The following is a 16122-nucleotide window of genomic DNA, read 5'->3' as shown; positions in this document are numbered from 1 at the left end:
GGTCAATCCGGTTTGAGCGCGAGGTCGATCAAACGGTGCAGTTCATCGACTTCCAGCGGCGCCGCCGAAAACAGAATGCGGAACACCACCGGGGACACCACCAGATTGATCAGCCGATCCACGCTCGGCGCCGTTTCCTCTGGGTGGCGCTCGATGATGGTCTGCAATTGCGCACCGATGATCGTCACGCAATACCCCGGCGTCGCGCTTGCCTGCACATCGCGCATCATGTTGCGCCCGGGTTCAGAACTCATTTCGTCGAGATATTGTTCGGCCCATGCGCGGATATCGCTGCGCAGGCTGCCGGTTTCTGCCGGCTCGCTGTCGGGGCGCATGCGGGCGAGGGCGACGTCCGCGAGCAAGGCCGCCAGATCTCCCCAGCGTCGATAAATCGTCGACGGCGTCACGCCTGCACGCGCCGCGATTTGCGGGACGGTCACCGTTGAGCGCTCCTGTTCTTGCAGAAGCGCGCGGACTGCCGAGTGAATCGACTCTTGCACCCGGGCACTGCGACCGCCGGGGCGTAAACCTTCTTTAATAGCCATGCGCCAGACCTTAACACAAAGAATTTGCTTTAAGCGCAAGCCGAGAGCACACTCCGCAAAAGCAAAAAATTAGCTTTTGCGGAGTGTGCCCATGACCAGCCTTGCTTCCAACCGATCCAGCCTGTGGTTTCTGGCGATCACCTTACTGAGTTTTCTCGCCGCTTCCACTGCGCCGACGCCGTTGTATCACCTGTATCAGGATCAGCTGCATTTTTCGGCAGCGGTGCTGACCCTGATTTTCGGCGTCTACGCGCTGAGTCTGCTGGCCGCGTTGCTGACAGTCGGGTCGCTGTCGGATCACCTGGGACGCAAACCGGTGATCTTCACCGCCGTGACGCTCAATTCGCTGGCGATGCTGCTGTTTATCTACGCCGACAGCGTGGGTTGGCTGATCGGCGCGCGAGTGCTGCAAGGCTTCGCCACCGGCATGGCCACCGCGGTGTTGAGCGCGACGCTGCTGGACACCGACCGTCAGCAGGGCCCGCTGATTAACAGTGTCGCTCCGTTGCTGGGCATGGCGTTGGGCGGCATGGGCTGCGGCTTGTTGGCCGAGTTCGCTCCGGCGCCGTTGCAGTTGACCTATTGGTTGCTGCTCGCGCTGTTTGTGTTGCAGGGGATTTATGTGTGGCGCTTGCCGGAAAGCGTCTCGCCGCAAGCCGGGGCATGGGCCTCTTTGCGGCCAACCCTGCATGTGCCGGTTCAGGCGCGTTCGACGCTGTGGCGGGTCTTGCCGCTGAACACCGCGACTTGGGCGCTCGGTGGTTTCTATGCCTCGCTGGCCCCATCGCTGGTGCGCACGGCCACTGGCTCCACCTCCAACCTGATCGGCGGCGCGACTGTGGCGGCACTGACCGTCACCGGTGCGTTGATGATCTTCACGTTGCGCAATCGTCCTGCTTCCCGGGCACTGCAACTCGGCGCGAGCCTGCTGCCAGCCGGGCTCGTGTTGGTTCTGCTGGGCGTGCACAGCGCCAGTCTGTCGCTGTTCTTCTTCGGTACGCTGGTGGCCGGTTGTGGGTTTGGCTCCGGTTTTCTGGGAGCGGTGCGCAGTCTGGTGCCGCTGGCATTGCCGCATGAGCGCGCCGGGTTGATGTCGGCATTCTATGTGCTGAGTTACCTGGCGTTCTGCCTGCCGGCTCTGCTGGCCGGGCACTTCACCCATAGCGTGGGCCTGCTGGCCACCACCGATGTGTATGGCGCGGTATTGATCGTGCTGGCGGTCGGAGCGCTGCTGATGAGTTTTCGGGCGCAAGCGGCGAAGACCTGCAGCGCGCCATAAGCCTGCGGATTCGGTTAGCCTTGGCCAGCCACAACTTTTTCACGGATCGACGCATGAAGATTATTCGCAGCAAGACCTTCACCGCCGAGCGCGCCTGGGGCGCGCTCGACATCGCCAACATGAACGGCATCACCACGCGTCTGCACTGGACCGATCAGCCCTACAAATGGCACGTCAATGACGGCGAAGAAGTGTTCGTGGTGCTCGACGGTCAGGTGCTCATGCACTATCGCGAAGAAGGCGAGGAGAAGCAGGCATTGCTGGAGGTTGGCGACATCTTCTATGCGTCCATCGGCACTGAACATGTCGCTCATCCTCAGGGCGCGGCGCGAATTCTTGTCATTGAAACCGAAGGCAGTGTCTGACTGCATATCTACTAAATAGATAACAGTTAGAGATATTACCCGTTATATAGATATTCGATTCGGTTCTACCATGAGCTCAACCTCACCTGAGGACAGGAGTTCATGATGATTTGCCCCAACAGCGCCAAACCCGGCATCAAGCCATTCAGCCAGCTTCAGCACCCGCGCGAAGTGATCCGCCAATTCACCCCGAACTGGTTCGCCGCCACCATGGGCACCGGCGTGCTGGCGTTGGCGCTGGCGCAATTGCCGGTGTCCGTTCCCGGATTGCACGCCGTGGCCGAAGGGCTGTGGCTGTTCAACATTCTGTTGTTCGTGCTGTTTACTGCTGCCTACGCCGCCCGCTGGATTCTGTTCTTTGACGAAGCGCGGCGGATCTTCGGCCACTCCACGGTTTCGATGTTCTTCGGCACCATTCCCATGGGCCTGGCGACGATCATCAACGGCTTTCTGCTGTTCGGTCTGCCACGCTGGGGTGAAGGAGTCATTCAACTGGCCGAAGTGTTGTGGTGGCTGGACGTGGCGATGTCGCTGGCCTGCGGCGTGCTGATCCCTTACATGATGTTCACCCGTCAGGCGCACAGCATCGATCAGATGACTGCCGTCTGGCTGCTGCCGGTGGTGGCGGCGGAAGTGGCGGCGGCCAGCGGCGGACTTCTCGCGCCGCATCTGGCCGATGCGCACTCGCAACTGGTGATGCTGGTGACTAGCTATGTGCTTTGGGCGTTTTCCCTGCCGGTGGCGTTCAGCATCCTGACCATCCTGTTGCTGCGTATGGCCTTGCACAAATTGCCCCACGAAAACATGGCGGCTTCGAGCTGGCTGGCGCTGGGGCCGATCGGCACCGGGGCGCTGGGCATGTTGCTGCTGGGCGGCGATGCGCCAGCGATCTTCGCGGCCAACGGTCTGTCAGGCATCGGCGAAATCGCCTCGGGCCTGGGCCTGATAGCAGGGATCACGCTCTGGGGGTTTGGTCTCTGGTGGATGTTGATGGCGCTGCTGATCACCGTGCGTTACCTGCGTGATGGCATCCCGTTCAATCTCGGCTGGTGGGGCTTTACCTTCCCGTTGGGCGTGTATTCGCTGGCGACTCTGAAGCTGGGCAGCACCTTGCACCTGACGTTCTTCAGCGTGGCCGGTTGTGTACTGGTGACGTTGCTGGCGGCGATGTGGCTGATTGTAGGTAAACGCACGCTGCAAGGCGCATGGCGCGGCGAGCTGTTTGTTTCTCCGTGCATTGCAGGTTTGAAGAAATAACCTGAAAAGTTTAGGTAAGGTGTGGCCTGGATCGCGGACCGACATTCCAATAAGCGTATCCAGGCCACTCGTTACCCAACATCAGGGACACACGGAAGATGAGTCACCCCTCACAGTTCAACCTGCTGCGTACCCGGCGCTTCCTGCCGTTCTTCATCACCCAGTCGCTGGGCGCGTTCAACGACAACGTGTTCAAGCAGTCGTTGATCCTCGCCATTCTCTATCGGCTGACCATCGAAGGTGACCGCTCGATCTGGGTCAACCTGTGTGCACTGCTGTTTATTCTGCCGTTCTTCCTGTTTTCGGCGCTGGCCGGGCAGTTCGGGGAAAAATTCGCCAAGGACGCGTTGATCCGTCTGATCAAACTGGCTGAAATCGTCATCATGGCCGTGGGATCTGTCGGCTTCCTGTTCGATCACCTGTCATTGATGCTCGTGGCGCTGTTTGCCATGGGCACGCACTCGGCACTGTTCGGGCCGGTGAAATATTCGATCCTGCCGCAGGCGTTGCGCGAGGACGAACTGGTCGGTGGCAACGGGCTGGTGGAGATGGGTACATTCCTGGCGATCCTGGCCGGGACCATCGGCGCCGGGGTGATGATGTCATCGGCCAATTACGCGCCAGTGGTGTCCGCCGCGATTGTCGGCATCGCCGTGTTGGGTTACCTGGCCAGTCGCAGCATTCCCCGCGCTGCGGCGGCCTCGCCGCAGATGCGCCTGAACTGGAACATCTTCAGTCAATCATGGGCAACCTTGAAACTGGGGCTGGGGCAGACACCAGCAGTTTCGCGCTCGATTGTCGGCAACTCGTGGTTCTGGTTTGTCGGGGCGATTTATCTGACGCAGATTCCGGCTTACGCCAAGGAATGGATGCACGGCGACGAAACCGTAGTCACCCTGATTCTGACTGTCTTCTCGGTCGGCATCGCACTGGGTTCGATGCTGTGCGAGAAGCTTTCAGGGCGCAAGGTCGAGATCGGCCTGGTGCCTTTTGGCTCGTTCGGCCTGACTGTTTTCGGTCTGTTGCTGTGGTGGCATTCCGGTGGAATTCCGGAAAGCGCCGTCGGCCATAGCTGGATCGAAGTGCTGAGTTTCGGCCATGCCTGGGCGGTGTTGCTCGATGTGCTGGGCCTCGGGATCTTCGGTGGGTTCTACATCGTGCCGCTGTACGCGCTGATCCAGTCGCGCACCGCCGAGAACGAGCGGGCGCGGGTGATTGCCGCCAACAACATTCTCAACGCGCTGTTCATGGTGATTTCGGCGATTGTCACCATCGTGTTGTTGAGCGTGGTCAAGCTATCGATCCCGCAGCTGTTCCTGGTGGTGTCGCTCCTGAACATCGGCGTCAACGCCTACATCTTCAAGATCGTTCCCGAGTTCAGCATGCGTTTCATGATCTGGCTGCTCAGCCATTCCATGTACCGCGTCGAGCATCGCAACCTTGAGGCGATTCCCGATGAGGGCGCGGCGTTGCTGGTGTGCAACCACGTTTCGTTCGTCGATGCCTTGCTGATTGGTGGTGCGGTACGTCGGCCGATTCGCTTTGTCATGTACTACAAGATCTACAACCTGCCGGTGCTGAACTTTATCTTTCGCACAGCGGGGACGATTCCCATCGCCGGACGCCAGGAAGACATCCAGATCTACGAAAAGGCCTTCACCCGGATTGCCCGGTATCTGAAGGAAGGTGAGCTGGTTTGCATCTTCCCGGAGGGCAAGTTGACCGCCGATGGTGAGATCAACGAGTTCAAGGGCGGGCTGACGCGGATTCTCGAAGAGACACCGGTGCCGGTGATTCCGCTGGCGTTGCAGGGGTTATGGGGGAGTTTTTTCAGTCGCGATCCGAACAAAGGGGTGTTCCGGCGCTTGTGGTCGCGGGTGACGCTGGTGGCGGGTAAGCCGGTCGCCGTTGACGCGGCGCAACCAGCGGAGCTTCAGGCGATGGTCGGGGAATTGCGCGGGACTGTCAGGTAGTTATCAAGAAAGCCGCCATCCCTGACGGATGGCGGCAACGGCTCAGGCGCTGACCTTGAGCCCGATCAGCCCTGCGACGATCAACGCCACACTGGCCAGGCGGATCAGCGCCATCGATTCGCCAAACAAAATGATCCCGGCAATCACCGTGCCCACGGCACCGACCCCGGTCCAGATCGCATAAGCCGTGCCCAGCGGTAGTTCCTTCATCGCCAGCCCCAGCAAGCCCAAACTGACTGCCATGGCGGCAACGGTGAGAACGGTGGGAAGCGGACGGGTGAACCCATCGGTGTATTTCAGGCCGACGGCCCAGCCGACTTCGAACAGGCCGGCGAAAAACAGAATGATCCAGGACATGAAAGACCTCCATCGATTGACGGGGCCGTCCCCAGATTGAAAACTCGATTGAGCCGCAGGGTCGTCCCCGCGTGGCGCACATACTACCGAAAATTGTGCGCCGCGCCTTGATACGGGATCAGTCGGCCGCCTGTTGCGCCAACGTCTCACGGTCTTGTTTTTCGCTCATCCGCCGGAAGTACGTCGACAGCAGCGCCCCGGAAATGTTGTGCCACACACTGAACAATGCGCTCGGTACCGCCGCCAGCGGCGAGAAATGCGCACTGGCCAGCGCGGCACCCAACCCCGAGTTCTGCATGCCGACTTCCAGCGCCAAAGACTTGCGCTGAGGCAGCGGCAGGCCGAACAGGCGCCCGGTGAAATAACCCAGCAGATAACCGAAGCTGTTGTGCAACATCACCACGGCCATGATCAGCAGGCCGGATTCGGCGATCTTCGCCTGGCTTGCGGCAACCACGGCGGCAACGATGATCACGATGCTGACCACCGACACCAGCGGCAATACTTCCACCGCGTGGCGCACCTTGTCACCGAGCACACGTTGCGCGACCACACCGAGGACGATTGGCAGCAGCACCACTTGCAGGATCGACCAGAACAATTCCATGAACGAAACCGGCAACCAGGCCGAGGCCAGCAGCCAGATCAGCGCCGGTGTCAGCAGCGGGGCGAGGAGGGTGGTGACGGCGGCGATGGCCACCGACAGTGCCAGGTCGCCACGGGCCAGCCAGGTCATGACGTTCGATGAGGTGCCGCTCGGGCAGCAACCGACCAGAATCACGCCGACGGCGATTTCCGGCGGCAGATGAAAGATCTGGCACAGCAACCACGCCATCCCCGGCATGATCACGAAATGCGCGACCACGCCCAGGGCCACACGCCACGGATGGCGGGCGACAGCGGCGAAGTCGTCGAGTTTGAGGGTCAGGCCCATGCCGAACATCACCAGCCCGAGCAGCGGTACGATCGCGCTTTTCAGACCGAGGAACCAGGCCGGTTGCAGGAACGCGAGCACCGCGAAAATCAGAACCCAGTAAGCGAAGGTGTTGCCGACAAAACGACTCAGTGCAGCCAGTGCGCGCATGGTCTGTTCCTTATTATGTGAAAACGCCACCGAAGCGGTGGCGTTTGAAGATAACCCAAAGACTGCGCAGAGACTCAGATCCCCTGCGGAGTCTCTTCACCGCCCAGTGCTTCAACCAGCGCCGGCAGGAAGTCGCCGAACGTCAGCATCATCAGGGTGAAGCTGGCGTCCAGTTGGCCGAGGGCTTCGTCGCCGCCGTCCTGTTCTGCCTGATCCTGCAACAGATCTTCGAATTTCAGGCGCTTGACGGTCATCTTGTCGTCGAGCATGAACGACAGTTTGTCCTGCCAGGCCAGCGACAGTTGAGTCACAACCTTGCCGGTGCTCAGGTGCAGCTGGATTTCTTCGCTGGTCAGATCCTGACGCTTGCAACGCACGATGCCGCCGTCTTCGTGGGTGTCGCGCAGTTCGCACTCGTCCAGTACGAAGAAGTCCGGAGCGGCTTGCTGGGTGGTGACCCATTCAGTCATCACGGCGGTCGGCGCGGTTTTCACGGTCAGTGGGCGAACCGGCAGGGTGCCGATCACTTCACGCAGCGTGGAGAGCAGGTCTTCGGCGCGTTTCGGGCTGGCCGAGTTGACCAGGATCAGACCCTGTTTCGGCGCGATGGCGGCGAAAGTCGACGAGCGGCGGATAAAGGCGCGCGGCAGGAAGGCCTGGATGATTTCATCCTTGATTTGATCGCGTTCCTTCTTATAGACCTTGCGCATCTGCTCGGCTTCGATCTCTTCGACCTTTTCCTTGACCGCATCGCGCACGACGCTGCCCGGCAGGATGCGTTCTTCTTTACGAGCGGAGATCAGCAGGAAGTCACCGCTGACGTGCACCAGTGGCGCATCTTCGCCCTTGCCGAACGGCGCCACGAAACCGTAGGTGGTCAACTCCTGGCTTGCACATGGACGCGCCAGTTTGGTGGCCAGTGCAGTTTCCAGCGCCTCGGCATCGACAGGCAGGTCTTGGGTCAGGCGATAGATAAGCAGGTTCTTGAACCACATGGGGTGAGTCTCTCCTTTATACAAAGGGGGCATTATTGTCTTCGCCGGGTCATAGGCCAACCCTTCTCTAAGCCTTTGGAAGGGCTAAGAAAATTAATTAAAAAAGTGCTTGCCAGAGGTTGGGACGCTCCGTAGAATGCGCGCCACACCGAAGCGAAGGGTGATTAGCTCAGCTGGGAGAGCGTCTGCCTTACAAGCAGAATGTCGGCGGTTCGATCCCGTCATCACCCACCATTCGTTTCAAGTGTTTAGCGCAGCGGTAGTTCAGTCGGTTAGAATACCGGCCTGTCACGCCGGGGGTCGCGGGTTCGAGTCCCGTCCGCTGCGCCATATTCGGTAACCTGGAACACTGAACGCCAGGTCGCCACGGAAAAACCCGCCGAGGCGGGTTTTTTTCTGCCTCGAGTTGTACCTGCGGGATGTATCGTTTCACCGGTTTTCGGATTTATTTGAAAAAAACTTCAATTAAATCAACATGTTACGAAAATCTGTGGCATAATGCGCCCCGTAACGAAGCGAAGGGTGATTAGCTCAGCTGGGAGAGCGTCTGCCTTACAAGCAGAATGTCGGCGGTTCGATCCCGTCATCACCCACCATTCGTTTCAAGCGTTTCGCGCAGCGGTAGTTCAGTCGGTTAGAATACCGGCCTGTCACGCCGGGGGTCGCGGGTTCGAGTCCCGTCCGCTGCGCCATATTCGGTAATCTGGAACACTGAACGCCAGATCACCTCAGAAAGCCCGCCTTGTGCGGGCTTTTTGCTGCCTGGGATTTGGCTTTCGCTGAGTCTGGCCATGAGAAAGCGACCGTTGACGGTCGCTTTTTTCGTTTCTGGCGCTGCTATTGCGCCGAGTTGCGGCTGTGGCGGTAATCGCTGACCGCTTCATATACCGCTTTGCGCAGCCGGTTGATTCCGCCAATCGGGCGATGGGCTTCGATGCCGAACCAGGGATTGAACGACAGGTTGTCGCATTGCAGGTTCAGCGCCGGGGTGTCGAAGTCCTGCGGGGGCAGAGTGATCCTGGCCACAGTCTGAAATGGACTGTCCTGCTCGCGCCATTCGATGCTGGTGTCTTCGATCGGCATGAACTTGTTCGCGTCCTGCCTCTGGATCTGCAACACAAAGCACGCCGGCATCCGGTCGGTGGACAGTTGCTGGTTCAATGCGCTGCGCAGGAAGTTCGGCAGATCCTGGTTCTGTTTCGGCAAGGTATAAGCGGGGCAGCGCTCCGGATCCGGCATCACCCGGAACTTGGCATTGGCCTCGCCGAACTTGTAGGGCGATACCGAGAAATATGTCGTGCGGGTCGGGCTTTCCGGCGGTGGCGATAAGGTTGCCAGTGCAATGAACAGATGCCGGATTTGCCAACTACGCGGATCCCACCCCGGAAAAAACGCCATGACCCTCTTGCCGTCAGCCTGCGCCGCCACATTCTGACGATACTCGGCGACATTGCTGACAAAGAAGTTCGGGTGACTGAACATCACGAAATCCTGTTCGCGCAGCTCCTGACGATCGGCCAGCAAGGATTTGCCCGGCACATCGAGCAATTTGATCGCCATGCCCCGGGCATCGCGGATGCTGTCGAATTGCGGATAGGCGTTGCCGTTGGACAGCCGCATCGTTGCTTTCCACAGCTTGCCCGGTTCGCTGAATACGCCCTGGCGCAATTCCTGAGCCAGATCCGGCAACACTTGTACATCGGCTTTCACGCAGCCATGGGCCTTGGCATGGGCATCGCGCAGGTAGCGGGTGCTTTCGCGGTGCTGATCGACGATGCGCACGGCGGTCTGGATCACGTCCTGGGTCATGGCGGCTTCGCCGTCCGGAATCTGCTCCAGCGCCGATACCGGACCCCGGTGCTGCCAGGCAAACCACGCGGTGGTCAGGGCCCAGCCGATCAGGCCGATCACCAGCAGGAACAACAGGGTTTTGCCCAGTAACCGTCCCAGCCAGAGCCAGAAACGCGCCAGCATCGAAGGTCTTTTGAAGGAATTGAAGATCATGGCAGTTGTGCCTCCAGCGGGCCGCCCAGCACTTTCAGGTATTCGAGCAGCGCCCAACGTTCTTCTGGCTGCAACAGTCGGCCGATCACCCCGTTGCCGCGTTCGCCGGCGCGGAATTCATGGCCACTGTTGTGGTTGCCGGTGATGCGGGTGTCGAACAGGAAACCGTTGGTGAAAGCCTCGGTGCGGTACCCAAGATGGCGTGGATCGTATTCAAGCGTGCCTTTATAGAAGGTCGTGGCGCGCTCGTCCTGAGGCGACAGCAACTGATAAAGGCTCGGGACCGAGCCGTTGTGCAGGAACGGGGCCGTGGCCCATACCCCGGCGAGCGGACGCGCCTTGTAGGCGACTTTTTCGCGAACGCCGATCGGCAGGCCGAAGCCATCGAGTTGTGGCTTCTCGGCAGCGGTAACGCCCGCTTCACGGTACGCACGGTTTTCCACGAAGGCGGTCACATAAGCCAGTCCCTTGGCCACTGATAGCTGGCTGAGGTCCAGTGGTTCCTTGGGGGTGGGGTGCAACTTCACGTCCATTTGTTCAAGCTCTGCCGGGTTCCATTGCAGGGCGGTCAGGTCGAAGCGGTGATTGGCAATGTTGTTGGCGGCATTCGGGTCGGTGCCGATGACATCCACCGCAAGCATGTGCAGGTGTTGTACCCAGCGCTCGCCTTCCCGGGTCTGGCGCGGGACGTGGCATCCGGCGCAATTCTCGGCGAACAGGGTTCGCCCCTTGGCTGCCAAGGGTTTGTCGACGACGCCCAGCACCTCTTCAGGCCATGCCGGCGGTTGCAGTTTTTGCAGGGTTTCTTCGATTTTGTGCAGATCACGCACACGTACGCTGGAGGCATAGCGCTCATCGCCCTGCAGCGGTTGGCCGTTGGCGTCGAAGAAATTCAGAGTGGCGCCGACACCCAGTGCCTCGCCGATATTGCGTGCCATCGGCTGCTGCGCCGAACCGTTCCACTGCACCCAGTCGAAGGTCCACATGTCCCACAGCTGCGGGTAATCCACGGGAGCGTTGGCCACGCGGTAATTGCTCGGGGAGATCGCATCGCCAAAGGTCGCGTTGGCGATACGGCCGAAGGCATCGGTGCGGCCCGGGCCTTCTTCGGTGGGGTAGAGGCCGCGGTGGGTGTCGTTCCACGCCACTTTGATGAAGGTGTTCAGTGAGCTTTTGAAGTCTTTGCGCAGTTGTTCATTGCGTGCGTCGTAGTCGTTGCCCAGCACATTGCGGGCGAAGCGCTCGAATTTCCACGGGTTGTAGTAAGTCGAGGTGAGACTGGCAACCAATGCCTGTCCGAAACTGCCGCCGCGCAATGTAGGAACGCTGGAAGGCAACACGTGTTGGGCCGTGCCCCCGTCGATGCGTATCGCCTGGCCATTGAAATGCAGCTCGCCGGTGTGGCAGGCCGCGCAAGTGATGTCGAGATATTGCTCGGCGCTGCCGGGATTTTGATGCCGGGCGAAACCTACCGGCAGATTGCCCGGGTTTTCGGGCGTGGCTTTCTGCTGCGGATCGATCAGAAAACCAAAGCGTGCAAGGTATTCCGGGGAGGCAAAGCGTTGCTGCGAGAATGGTAGCTCCAGCGCCTGAAACCATTCGTAACGAAGGCCTTTGACCTGCGTCCCCTGCGGGGTGAAGTAGTAGGTCTGGCGCTCTTGCTCAGTCCATTGGTTCAGGTAATGCACTTGTTTTGCAGGCGCGGGGAAGGGCAATCTCGGATTGGCGACATAGTAAAGAACTACCGCCAGGATCAGTCCCAGCAGCACCACGATCAGCGTCAGCACACGGTATAAGAGGCGCAAGATGAACGTCCTTGTCGAGTTGTTGCGCTGTTATGCCTGAGCGAGGCCGTGTGCGGCAAGTGGCCATTACGCCAAGTGTTGTGGGAAGCGGCATCAATCACTGTCGGCGAAAGATGACAGAAGCTTCATCGTGCCTTTCGCCAAATGCTTTTTAATCCCTGAACTTATCGGAAGATTCCTGCTCTCATGCCGGTAGCCATTGGTCGTGGCGGCCTGATAAGCTCGCGGCTTTACTCGATTGCCCTTTCGGCGCATGAACAAGGAAATAGCATGAAACAGCATCGGTTGGCGGCGGCGGTTGCCTTGGTTAGCCTGGTACTCGCGGGTTGTGATTCGCAGACCAGCGTAGAGCTGAAAACCCCGGCGCAAAAAGCTTCCTACGGTATCGGCCTGAACATGGGCAAGAGCCTTGCTCAGGAAGGCATGGATGATCTGGACTCCAAAGCGGTAGCCCAGGGCATCGAAGATGCCGTCGGCAAGAAAGAACAGAAGCTGAAAGATGAAGAACTGGTCGAAGCCTTCGCCGCGCTGCAAAAGCGTGCCGAAGAGCGTATGGCCAAGATGAGTGAAGAGTCGGCAGCCGCCGGCAAGAAATTCCTCGAAGAAAACGGCAAGAAAGCCGGCGTGACCACCACCGCTTCCGGTCTGCAGTACGAAGTGGTCAAGAAAGCCGACGGCCCGCAGCCCAAACCTACCGATGTCGTGACCGTTCACTACACCGGCAAGCTGACCAACGGCACCGTTTTCGACAGCTCCGTCGAACGCGGCAGCCCGATCGATCTGCCGGTCAGCGGTGTGATCCCGGGTTGGGTCGAAGGCCTGCAACTGATGCACGTTGGCGAGAAGTACAAGCTGTACATCCCTAGCGATCTGGCTTACGGCGCACAATCGCCAAGCCCGGCAATCCCGGCCAACTCGGTTCTGGTTTTCGACCTGGAACTGCTGGGTATCAAGGATCCAGCCAAAGAAGACGCCGCCAAGTAATCTGCGTCGGTTTCAACAACAACGCCTCGCTTATGCGGGGCGTTGTTGCATCTGGACGATGGTCAGCGTAAACAGACCGAACCGATGCCGGTCCTGGCAGTCCTAGACTTTAAGGTTGCCGCGCTAGACGTCTAGAGCCGCCAAGTCAATGAAATATTGGGATTTTTTATGTGAGTAAAAAACGCCCGATCTGAGCGCAGCCCTTATGAAACGGGGCTCTCAGCGCTTAAATGCAGCTCTGTTCACAAGGTTATCCACAATTTGTGTGGATAACATTTCAACGGGAGAAATAAATGAAAGCGCCGTGGAATTTCGCCCGATTCCTTCCTCTGGCCGGACGATTGCTGGCGCGAGGCCGCTTGCCGACCCTGTTGTTCGCCGTGGCCAGCAAAGGCGCCGCCCAAGGCAATCGCCTCGGCAAGCTGAAGGACGATTTGCGTCTGTTGCAGGCACTGTGCCTGGCCTATTGGCGCGGCGAGTACCGCGCAATCAGCGCCAAGGCGATCGTTTCGGTGGTTGCCGGTCTGATGTATTTCCTCAGTCCGGTCGATGCAATTCCCGATTTCATTCCCATGTTCGGCATGCTTGATGACATCGCCGTCCTCGCCTGGCTGATGAAAACCCTCGACGATGAACTGAATGCTTTCCGCCTGTGGCGTCAGCGCCAGACGCCGGAAAAGCTCAGAGTGGTCGAGCGCCTGCCCGATACCCCCGAGCAACTTCAGCTTCAGGGCCCGAAAAAGTCCTGAATTGCGACAGCCTCTTATTCAGATAGATACCCCCCACGACCTTGGCCGCTGTTAGGATTACACTTCTAGGGAAAAGTGCCGACTCGCTAAGTGTTGTTGTCCTACGGGGTAGTCATGGATATTCAGATAATTGCACGCGATGGCGAACCCGAATATGCGGTTCTGCCATGGGCTCAGTATCAGGCTCTACTGAAAGCAGCAGGCATTAACGAAGCACCGTCGCAACCGGCTCCAGCGCCGCTTGCGGCAACCCCGGACCCGATTCTTCCAGGTCTGGATCAGTTACGCAGTTTGCGCGAAGGGAAGGGCATCGCCATCGAGGCGCTGGCCCGCACGGTAGGCATCAGCCCGTCTTACCTGGCCATGATTGAAAGTGGCGAGCGTCTGCCCGACGCCGCGATTCGCCGCAGCCTGGCCTGGGAGTTGACGGTGCCAGGGTGGAGGGAACAATCGTGAGCGTACGCATCAGTCGTCAACATTGGGACGGATTGCTGGGGGAACTGGATCAGGCGCGCAGGCAGCGCCATCTTTTGACTTATCGAGCCTTGCTCGAACGCCTGCAACTGCCCACGCCGGCCATGCAGACATTGACCGCTGCACTGGAGCATCTCGCGGCACTGGACGCGAAAGCCGAACAGCCGTTGCGCAGCTCGCTGGTGATCAGCCAGGGTGCCAGTCGCCTGCCACGCACCGGTTTCTTTGAATGTGTCGAGCGCCTGGGGCGTTTTTCCGGGCCGTCCGACGGTGTCGCCGCCGCCTCCTGGCATGCTTCGGAAGTGGTGCGGGTCTTTGAGTACGAGTACCCGGAATCGGCGGAGGCCTGAGTGTTTTTACGACTCAAGGCGCGGGCCAGTTACTGGCTGGCCCGCAGGCTGTTTCACTGGGCGTGGTTTGTCCGTCAGCCCCGCGGCTGGCGCTGGCTCGAAGGGCAGTTTGCGCGCATGGCCAATCTGGGCGATGTCGGCGCGCAAAGTTTTTACGGGCACATCCTGACGTTTCGCGGGGTTGGCCTGGGCGCACGTGAGGAAGGTGTACGTTTGTTGCGACTGGCGGCGCTGGCCGGGGATGGCAAAGCGGCATATCAAGTCGGTGTCATCAGTCTTGCAGGTACGCCGAGCAAAGCGCCAGATCCTTCGGAAGCCGCTCGCTGGTGGACCATGGCCGCGAAGGCCGGGCATCCGTTGGCCGAGCTCAAGTTGAAAGAGCTGGCCGGCCGAGACGCTTTTAAATAGGCAAATCATCTGTTCCGTGAACGGGGCGTGAGGTAAACCTCCCGCCCCGTTTTTGCGTCTGCCGTGCGATAAAAATCAGTTACAGACTTCTCCTACATCCTCCGCCTACTCGCCTGACTTCTTTTCTGATTGATCCCCCGCAAAGTCCCTCGCCTGATTTTTGCGCGAGGGAACGCATATGTTCGACCCGGTTTTACGTTTCGCCATGCGCATGGGATTGCGCTGATGGATGCCGTCACCCGCATCGAGCAAGAACTCGACAGCTTTCCCCGCACCCTCGATCTCTATCGCGAACAACTGAAGCACTGGCTCAGTCGCTCGGCAGATGGTGTCAGTCATGCGGCCGATCTGCCGTCGCTGATGGGAATGGAGCGGATCATCCGTTTCGGCGAGCACAGCACGGCGGTCGCGATTGACGACAACCGTTTCTCTTCTGCGCTCGTGCAATGCCCGGAATCCGGGCCGATGGAGATCGAGAGCAAGTTCGAGTCGGTATACGACATTCCATTGGGCGGCATCGTAGTCGATGTGGTGGCGATGGACGGTGGCGAGGTCAACTCCGTCACCCTCGATGCTCAAGGCAAGGGGGTGTTTACCGGTGAAGCAGGCAAGTTCTACCGGGTGTTGGTGCACAGCGAGGCCAGCGAGCAGCAGATTGATGCACTTTTCGAGTCCTACGATGGCCTGAGTCGGCAGCTGGATGGCTGGCTGCGCAGCGAGTGGCAAGGCTTCAAGCCGCAGTGGTCGCAGTCGGTGGTGACGGCGGCGGGCAACGGCATGCTCGCCGGGAGCTGGGCGGCGATCGAGGGGGTGTGGGACAGCATCGGGTTGTTGTCGGAAATTCTCAAGGACCCCGGAAAGTTTGCCGAGCGGTTGGGCAGTGGCGCCGCACAGCTGATTGCGCTGGCAGAAACAGCGCCTGAAATGATGGAGAAGCTTCAGTTACTGGTCAGTGACGAGGCGGCGCTGTGTTTGTTGCTGCGTACTGCGAGCCTCTGGCTGGAAATGTTGCCCGGCACTGAAATTGCCGGGAAAACCGCCGAGGCAGTCTCGATGGTGGTGGTGCAGCTGCTGATCGATGTATTGATCGGCGTTGTGCTGACTTTCGTTGGCGCCGGGGCAGGGATCGCTTATCTGACCTTGCGTCTGGCGGAGCGTGGCGCTCAGTTGTTGTCGGCGGTGACGCGACTGGTGAAGGCGATGTTCGGCATCGTCAGCACCTTTATCGGTTATGTGAACCACTACAAGTCCGTCGCCGCAAGGGGCATCGCCGCCGGGGTGAAAAAGGGTCGCATGCAATTGCGCTGGGATGCCCGGCGTAATGCTTCCCTGAAAAAAGACGAGCAGCACGACGACACGCCGGATCAGGCGAAAAATCCCAACGGCGACAGCGTCGATTGTGCGCCGCTGACCTGCACCAACGGCTGTCCGGTGTCGATGGTCACCGGGGAAGAACTGCTGACGTTGACTGACGGTGTACTCGATGGGCTGTT

At 59.6% G+C, this 16122-nt stretch carries 15 protein-coding genes, 4 tRNA genes and 1 pseudogene; 14 read left to right on the top strand and 6 right to left on the bottom strand.

Features of this window, described 5'->3' with window-relative positions; genetic code table 11:
• Positions 1-2: 2 nt before the first annotated feature.
• Positions 3-545 carry a TetR/AcrR family transcriptional regulator gene (locus tag CAF79_RS18400; RefSeq protein WP_085699301.1) on the bottom strand — a complete coding sequence of 181 codons (543 nt, stop codon included), beginning with the start codon at positions 543-545 and terminating at the stop codon, positions 3-5.
• A gap of 91 nt (positions 546-636) precedes the next feature.
• Between CAF79_RS18400 and CAF79_RS18395 the strand changes: the two genes are divergently transcribed.
• The 4 genes from CAF79_RS18395 to CAF79_RS18380 all read left to right on the top strand — a co-directional run bounded on the left by CAF79_RS18395 (position 637) and on the right by CAF79_RS18380 (position 5419).
• Positions 637-1824, top strand: a complete 1188-nt coding sequence (locus CAF79_RS18395) for an MFS transporter (RefSeq protein WP_085699299.1) — start codon at positions 637-639, stop codon at positions 1822-1824.
• Between the two features lie 53 nt (positions 1825-1877).
• Positions 1878-2189, top strand: a complete 312-nt coding sequence (locus CAF79_RS18390) for a cupin domain-containing protein (RefSeq protein ID WP_085699297.1) — start codon at positions 1878-1880, stop codon at positions 2187-2189.
• Positions 2190-2294: 105 nt separating this feature from the next.
• On the top strand, positions 2295-3446 hold the full coding sequence (locus CAF79_RS18385; RefSeq protein WP_085699295.1) for a TDT family transporter: 1152 nt from the start codon (positions 2295-2297) through the stop codon (positions 3444-3446).
• Between the two features lie 98 nt (positions 3447-3544).
• The gene (locus tag CAF79_RS18380) at positions 3545-5419 is read left to right on the top strand and encodes an MFS transporter (protein ID WP_085699293.1); all 1875 of its coding nucleotides are present in this window, start codon (positions 3545-3547) and stop codon (positions 5417-5419) included.
• A gap of 42 nt (positions 5420-5461) precedes the next feature.
• On the opposite strand, the gene sugE is transcribed toward CAF79_RS18380, so the two are convergent.
• The 3 genes from sugE to rdgC all read right to left on the bottom strand — a co-directional run bounded on the left by sugE (position 5462) and on the right by rdgC (position 7855).
• The gene (gene sugE / locus CAF79_RS18375; protein ID WP_011333160.1) at positions 5462-5776 is read right to left on the bottom strand and encodes a quaternary ammonium compound efflux SMR transporter SugE; all 315 of its coding nucleotides are present in this window, start codon (positions 5774-5776) and stop codon (positions 5462-5464) included.
• Between the two features lie 118 nt (positions 5777-5894).
• Positions 5895-6860, bottom strand: coding sequence for a bile acid:sodium symporter family protein (locus tag CAF79_RS18370; RefSeq protein WP_085699291.1), 966 nt, complete (start codon positions 6858-6860; stop codon positions 5895-5897).
• A gap of 74 nt (positions 6861-6934) precedes the next feature.
• Positions 6935-7855, bottom strand: a complete 921-nt coding sequence (gene rdgC, locus CAF79_RS18365; protein WP_007950430.1) for a recombination-associated protein RdgC — start codon at positions 7853-7855, stop codon at positions 6935-6937.
• A 158-nt stretch (positions 7856-8013) separates the two neighbouring features.
• Between rdgC and CAF79_RS18360 the strand changes: the two genes are divergently transcribed.
• From CAF79_RS18360 to CAF79_RS18345, 4 genes are all read left to right on the top strand, one after another.
• Positions 8014-8089: transfer RNA gene (locus CAF79_RS18360), tRNA-Val, on the top strand.
• 19 nt (positions 8090-8108) lie between these two features.
• A tRNA-Asp gene (locus CAF79_RS18355) sits at positions 8109-8185 on the top strand.
• A 190-nt stretch (positions 8186-8375) separates the two neighbouring features.
• Positions 8376-8451, top strand: a tRNA-Val gene (locus CAF79_RS18350).
• A 19-nt stretch (positions 8452-8470) separates the two neighbouring features.
• Positions 8471-8547 (top strand) — tRNA-Asp (locus CAF79_RS18345).
• Between the two features lie 145 nt (positions 8548-8692).
• On the opposite strand, the gene CAF79_RS18340 is transcribed toward CAF79_RS18345, so the two are convergent.
• A complete protein-coding gene (locus CAF79_RS18340) occupies positions 8693-9829 on the bottom strand; it encodes a catalase family protein (protein ID WP_139832614.1) in 1137 nt (378 codons plus the stop codon).
• 26 nt (positions 9830-9855) lie between these two features.
• Entirely contained in the window at positions 9856-11664 is a 1809-nt protein-coding gene (locus CAF79_RS18335; protein ID WP_085699287.1) for a di-heme-cytochrome C peroxidase, read from the bottom strand.
• A 270-nt stretch (positions 11665-11934) separates the two neighbouring features.
• Here CAF79_RS18335 and CAF79_RS18330 point away from each other — a divergent pair, with 270 nt between their 5' ends.
• The 6 genes and pseudogenes from CAF79_RS18330 to CAF79_RS18305 all read left to right on the top strand — a co-directional run.
• Positions 11935-12648 (top strand): FKBP-type peptidyl-prolyl cis-trans isomerase, encoded by a 714-nt coding sequence (locus tag CAF79_RS18330; RefSeq protein WP_085699285.1) that lies wholly within the window; start codon positions 11935-11937, stop codon positions 12646-12648.
• 293 nt (positions 12649-12941) lie between these two features.
• On the top strand, positions 12942-13397 hold the full coding sequence (locus CAF79_RS18325; protein WP_085699283.1) for a YkvA family protein: 456 nt from the start codon (positions 12942-12944) through the stop codon (positions 13395-13397).
• A gap of 114 nt (positions 13398-13511) precedes the next feature.
• A complete protein-coding gene (locus tag CAF79_RS18320; RefSeq protein ID WP_007950435.1) occupies positions 13512-13853 on the top strand; it encodes a helix-turn-helix transcriptional regulator in 342 nt (113 codons plus the stop codon).
• Positions 13850-14221 (top strand): hypothetical protein, encoded by a 372-nt coding sequence (locus CAF79_RS18315; RefSeq protein ID WP_003223109.1) that lies wholly within the window; start codon positions 13850-13852, stop codon positions 14219-14221. The genes CAF79_RS18320 and CAF79_RS18315 overlap by 4 nt, the downstream gene beginning before the upstream one ends.
• Entirely contained in the window at positions 14222-14629 is a 408-nt protein-coding gene (locus tag CAF79_RS18310) for an SEL1-like repeat protein (protein ID WP_085699281.1), read from the top strand.
• A 225-nt stretch (positions 14630-14854) separates the two neighbouring features.
• Positions 14855-16122 (top strand): annotated as a pseudogene (locus CAF79_RS18305) (type IV secretion protein Rhs); the annotation flags it as partial.

It is taken from the genome of Pseudomonas sp. B26(2017) (assembly GCF_002113045.1).
In the GTDB taxonomy this organism is placed as follows: Bacteria; Pseudomonadota; Gammaproteobacteria; order Pseudomonadales; family Pseudomonadaceae; genus Aquipseudomonas.
The sequence above is the reverse complement of the archived record's forward strand: the minus strand, read 5'-3'. Positions and strand labels throughout refer to the sequence as shown.